The organism is Marinicella litoralis (assembly GCF_002591915.1).
In the GTDB taxonomy this organism is placed as follows: Bacteria; Pseudomonadota; Gammaproteobacteria; order Xanthomonadales; family Marinicellaceae; genus Marinicella; species Marinicella litoralis.
The window spans coordinates 1-5,501 of the sequence record NZ_NIHB01000007.1; the positions used below are offsets into that span (position 1 = coordinate 1).

At 41.2% G+C, this 5,501-nt stretch carries 5 protein-coding genes and 1 pseudogene; 1 reads left to right on the forward strand and 5 read right to left on the reverse strand.

Annotated features, from left to right (window positions below; translation table 11 throughout):
* The 4 genes and pseudogenes from CCS90_RS13955 to CCS90_RS13970 form a co-directional block, all read right to left on the reverse strand.
* Positions 1 to 190, reverse strand: a pseudogene (locus CCS90_RS13955) (pyridoxamine 5'-phosphate oxidase family protein); the annotation flags it as partial.
* Between the two features lie 9 nt (positions 191 to 199).
* Positions 200 to 1,351, reverse strand: coding sequence for a hypothetical protein (locus CCS90_RS13960; protein WP_133566501.1), 1,152 nt, complete (start codon positions 1,349 to 1,351; stop codon positions 200 to 202).
* Positions 1,351 to 2,094: an ABC transporter permease gene (locus CCS90_RS13965; RefSeq protein ID WP_162846842.1), complete on the reverse strand. Its 744-nt coding sequence runs from the start codon at positions 2,092 to 2,094 to the stop codon at positions 1,351 to 1,353. Before CCS90_RS13965 ends, CCS90_RS13960 begins: the two co-directional genes overlap by 1 nt.
* An 11-nt stretch (positions 2,095 to 2,105) precedes the next feature.
* Entirely contained in the window at positions 2,106 to 2,789 is a 684-nt protein-coding gene (locus CCS90_RS13970; RefSeq protein WP_162846843.1) for an ATP-binding cassette domain-containing protein, read from the reverse strand.
* A gap of 112 nt (positions 2,790 to 2,901) precedes the next feature.
* On the opposite strand from CCS90_RS13970, the gene CCS90_RS13975 reads away from it, so the two are divergent.
* Positions 2,902 to 4,107, forward strand: a complete 1,206-nt coding sequence (locus CCS90_RS13975; RefSeq protein ID WP_099020199.1) for a DesA family fatty acid desaturase — start codon at positions 2,902 to 2,904, stop codon at positions 4,105 to 4,107.
* Between the two features lie 71 nt (positions 4,108 to 4,178).
* Here the strand turns inward: CCS90_RS13975 and CCS90_RS13980 are convergent.
* The coding region (locus tag CCS90_RS13980) for an Ig-like domain-containing protein (RefSeq protein WP_180236538.1) at positions 4,179 to 5,501 on the reverse strand (1,323 nt) is incomplete at its 5' end.

Consider the following 5,501-nt stretch of genomic DNA (forward strand, 5'->3'; position numbering starts at 1 on the left):
ACAACACCGTTCTGACCTGTGGCATACCATCGGCTCTAACCGTGGCTATACTCATGGCATTGACTTCTTTTAGTTCAGCGGTTCTGGCCTGTTGGAACCATTTTTCAAACTGCTGCAATGGATTTGATAATAAATCAGCACGGTTTAAACCAAACTGGGTATATTCTTTTCTTATTTCACCTATATCCATAATGACTTCTCATTTACTTTTGCGCCACTTAATAAGACCGATAACTAATAATATGACGGGTATTAGTATTAACATGATTCCTGAAAAAAACAGAATTTCATTTTTTTGATAATGCAGTTGTGTGCCTTGACTTCCAATGGTCGGTAAATCAATTCGATTGTCGTTATGTAACAACCAATCTATCAAGCGAAAGGACATTTCCAAATTACCCCCACTGTGTAGAAAGGCATCAGAAAGAAAGTCGCTGTCACCAACCACCATCAAACGACTGTCATCAATTTCCTGGGTCGATGCCAAAGTTTGATTTTGCTCATTTTGCCACAGTACTGCATTATTCGTTTGGTAAGGCATCACCTCAATAAAATCTAACGGTCGATCAAAAGCTTGGTTTACGGGATGTTCTGGAAATGCTTTGATGATCAAATGACCTTGGTGGTAGGCATCAGTTCTCATCACATCAAATAACAATGACAAGCCTGGCTGCAATAATGCCGTTGCAGGGTCTGCCAACCACAAGACACTGGTACCTTGCGAGATTTGAAGCTGCAACCAATCGACATGAGAATCTGTGAAATTCAAGGTCGGTGAAGCCAAAACGATTAATTTAACTTCTTTGGGTAAAATCATATTTTCACTGAAAGGTAAAACCACAGAACGGTAGTTACTGTTAGACAATGCCTTGATCCATTTATTCAGGCCATCAGATTGGCCAGCATCGAATGACTTACCATCAATTTGATCAAGAAAAACAATCCATTGATCCTCAGTTTGCTCAATCTTTTTCAATCCATTGAAAAAAGCTTCGTAAGACAATGTTGATAAATGAAATTTCTTCTCATCACTGTAAACAATCATCTCACCTTGTTTATTGATCCCATAGGTTTGAATCAATTTTGGATTATTAAAAAAATCAATGTATTCAACCGTCACCTCAACCAACTCGCCGACCAATGGTTGAAGAAAATTATTGACCAAGGCTGCAGCAGGCGAATCTGGCAAGGCAAAAACCTCAATTCTTAATGCTTTTTGTTTGGCAAGTACGGCTTTTGAAGATGGGGTTAATAAATCACTGTACTCAGTTTGAATGCTCCAAGTTGGTACATTTTTAGCCAACAAAAACACCCCAATTAACCACAACAATAAGAAGACCAATCGTTTCATCATGACTTTCTCAAACCTTCAAGGTTTTGTGCAGTTAACAGCAATAGCACAATGCCACCACCGATAAAATAAAACAATGAACTCAATGAAATTTCACCTTGGCAAAACCATTTCAGGTGCTGAACTGGCGAGATCAAATGCAACCAATTAAGACCAAATTCCTGCCCTACGCTTTCACCACCAATGACCCATAACAAAACAAACACAACCGAACTCAATAACACAGCCGTGCCGGTAGATTGACAGAATGAAGAAATCAACATACCCAATGAAACAAACCACAAGGTAAATAAACTGATACCAAACAAACCAACCAGAGATTGAGTCCAGTTCAACTCACCGCCAGTGGCCAATAAAAAAGCCGCCACTGATAATTGCCCCCAAACGAACAACAAAATCATCCATTGTGCTTTGAACTTAGCCCAAACCACATGATAGTACGTTTGTTTGTTTATCAACAAATACCACAAAGTTTTATGTGCTCGTTCTTCAGCAAATGCTTTTGCAGTGGTCATTGCAATAATCAACAACAACAATTTAGCCAAGGTTAGTATAAAAGGCACCCACAAAGCATGGGTGATATTGGGCGGGCTGGGTAAAGTGGCAAAACTGGCTTGTAGGCCTATATAGCGATCAAGTCTTTGCCACAACAACCAAGCGGCTATAAAGGCAATCAAAGACAATACCACCCACAGCAAAGGTGAGCGCCACAACGATCCAATGTCTTTTTTAGTGATATTCATCGACATGTTTTTTATCCATTTACAGCATGGCCCAAATGATAATCATCTATGGCTTTTTGGTATATTTGATGAAAACTGATTTCTTCAGAATAGGCATGTGATCTGATGATTTTACCTTGAAACATCACCACCACCCAATCTGCTAGGATTTGTGCTTCATGCATGATATGGGTTGCCATAATGACCGACTTGGTCTTTTTCCAAGTCAAAACCTGTTCTTTAAAGACCGATAAAATTTCAGGGTCCATACCATTCATTGGTTCATCCAATAACAAGATGTCAGCATTGGATAAAGCCAATTGAGCCAGTGACAAACGTTGCCTGAAGCCCAGCGAAAGGTTTTTGGTTAACTTATCAGCCACTGGATGTAATTGCCAAACTTCCATGGCATTTTCGACTTGGAGATCAGGCTGAACATTCACAAACATGTCAGCGATAAAATTCAATTGTTCTTTGACAGTTAAATAAGGGTAAAAAGCAGCTGGTTCAGGCATCAGAAACTTTGAGTGGCTTTGTTGAAGAATCAGTTCACCCGAATCAGCTTTTTTTATGCCGGCAATAACATCGAGCAAAGTTGACTTCCCTGCTCCGTTGGCGCCCAATAAAACAACAACACCGGTGGATGGCCAATCATCTTCGATTTGATCAAGTATTTTTTGCCCTGACCGGGTGAAACAAAGCTTGTTTAATTTCATGAATTTAGCTGATTGTAGTGAATGATCCATACGACAGGGTACGCTGTTTTATCTGGCTATTGTAAATTTAATTTATTATAGTGAGCATTCATTATAAAACAAACCAAAATTTATGTACCCAATTTTAGACTTCTTACAAAAAGGCTTACTTGATTTCTCTGCATGGCAAATTGCTTTGTATACCTTCATTGTCGTTCAACTGACTTTGTCGGGTGTCAGTCTATATTTACACCGAGAACAAACACATCGAGGTATTCAACTGAACCCAGTTATACAGCACTTTTATCGTTTTTGGTTGTGGTTCACCACCGGTATGTTAACCAAAGACTGGGTTGCCATCCATCGCAAGCACCATGCTTTTTGTGAAACCGAAGATGATCCACACAGTCCCCAAATACATGGCATCAAAAAAGTCCTGTTCCATGGAGTCACGCTCTATACCAAAGAGCGCAAAAACCAAGAAACCTTGGATAAATATGGTCAAGGCACACCCAATGATTGGATTGAAAGAAACATCTATACCCGGTTTCATTACCTTGGAATCTTGTTACTTGCGGCCCTTAATTTTTCCTTGTTTGGGGTGATTGGATTTTTGATTTTTGCCATACAAATTATTTGGATTCCATTCTTCGCTGCTGGCGTCATTAATGGTTTAGGTCATTTTATCGGTTACAGAAATTACCGCACAGATGATTCATCAAGAAACATCACACGTTTTGCATTTTTTGTTTTTGGCGAAGAGCTGCATAACAACCATCACGCCTTTCCATCTTCATGTAAATTTTCACACAAAAAAGGTGAACATGACATCGGGTGGTATGTTATTCGCTTATTAAATAAGCTGGGCTTGTGTCAAATTAAAAAAGTCGTTCCCGATTTATATGTCGACGACCTGAACAGTGAATTTGACACAGAAACTGTCCGTGCCATTTTGACCCATAAATTCAATGTGCTTCAGGTTTATATCAAAGATGTCATCAAACCAAACTTGACTGCTGAATACCAGAACGCATCAAGCACATTCCGTAAAAAAATTAAGAAATACACCCACAACCTTTCCTTAGACCCTCAGTTCCTTAAAGCCGATATGAGGAACAAATGGAACAGTTATTTCGAAGACAGTAAGTCATTAAACAACTTATTGCAGTTTAAAGAAGAGTTGCAAGCGATTTGGGAAAGTAACAGTAAATCTGTTGATGAAATGATTGCAGATTTTAAAGCTTGGTGTCAAAAAGCTGAAGCCAGTGGCAATCAATTACTGAAAGAATTTGCGGCTTCTCTCAGCCAGTATAAATTACAGGCTTTCACGCCAAGGTAAAGCGAGATACAAAAATTCTTTGCTAAAAAAACCGGGCAATGCCCGGTTTTTTTTATTGCAGTTAACAAAGTTTACTGACAAACATTCGATTCAAAACCATCAATAAATAAATAGTCCTGAACATGCACATAGAAGGTATGATCAACCGAGGTGTCATCACCACCATTTGCCGTGCCACCGTCATCTTGAAGGGCTACAGTCACTTCAACCACGCCACTGTTACCACTGAAGCTGTAACTCATTGCTCCAGTATTGTCCATATCAATACCATTGGGGTTCAACACTCCATTGGGATCACTTTGCACTTGAACAATCATGTCTGCGACGGCTTGAGAAACATCCTCATCATCCGGTCCGAAATCGAACTGACAAGCCATGTTATGGGCCGGCGGATTGGCAATGTCATCAAGTTTGATATACACCACTGAATTAACCGCCATGGTGGGTTCATCATTAACTGCTGCAACTGTAATGGTCACTGAAGCGGTATCTGAACCACCGTTGTTATCGCTAATGGCATAGGTGAATGAGCCTAGTCCATTGAAGTCAGGACTTGGGGTGAATTCACAGTTATCACCATTCAGAACCACTGCCCCATTGACTGGCGCTGAACACGAAGTAACACTCAGCACATCACCGGTATCTACATCACTGTCTCCAGTCAATACCGCCACTGAAACCATGGTGTCTTCATCGGTATCAGCCTCATCATTGACCGCAACAGGGTCGTCATTGATGGGATCAACATTCACTGTGACTGACGCTGAATCAGAACCACCGTTGTTATCGGTGATGGCATAGGTGAATGTACCTTGACCCGTGAAGTCGGGACTTGGAGTGAATTCACAGTTATCACCATTCAGAACCACTGACCCATTGACTGGCGCTGAACATGAAGTGACATTCAGCACATCACCGGTATCTACATCACTGTCTCCAGTTAATACCGCCACTGAAACCATGGTGTCTTCATCGGTATCCACTTCATCGTTAACCGCCACTGGGTTGTCATTGACTGGGTCAACATCGACTGTTACTGTGGCAGAATCAGTTCCACCATTGCCATCACTGATGGCGTATATGAATGAACCTTGACCATTGTAATTAGGAGCCGGTGTGAACTCACAGTTATTTCCGTTTAACACGACGCCACCATTCACCGGCGAGCTACATGAAGTGACACTCAGTGTGTCGCCTTGATCCGGATCACTGTCACCCAACAATACCGGAACTGAAACCATCACATCTTCATCAGTAGTCGCTGCATCAGAAACAGCAGTCGGTGCGTCATTGACACCATTGATGGTGATGGTGACCGAAGCCGTATCTGAACCGCCGTTACCATCTGTGACTGTATAGCTGAAGGTATCGGTGGTGCTGGCACCTGCTGCCAA

What these genes read in the sequence shown, in the direction of transcription:
- CCS90_RS13970 (WP_162846843.1), bottom strand. Translation starts at nt 2,789, where the DNA reads ATGAAATTAAACAAGCTTTGTTTCACCCGGTCAGGGCAAAAAATACTT.
- CCS90_RS13965 (WP_162846842.1), bottom strand. Translation starts at nt 2,094, where the DNA reads ATGAATATCACTAAAAAAGACATTGGATCGTTGTGGCGCTCACCTTTG.
- CCS90_RS13960 (WP_133566501.1), bottom strand. Translation starts at nt 1,351, where the DNA reads ATGAAACGATTGGTCTTCTTATTGTTGTGGTTAATTGGGGTGTTTTTG.
- CCS90_RS13975 (WP_099020199.1), top strand. Translation starts at nt 2,902, where the DNA reads ATGTACCCAATTTTAGACTTCTTACAAAAAGGCTTACTTGATTTCTCT.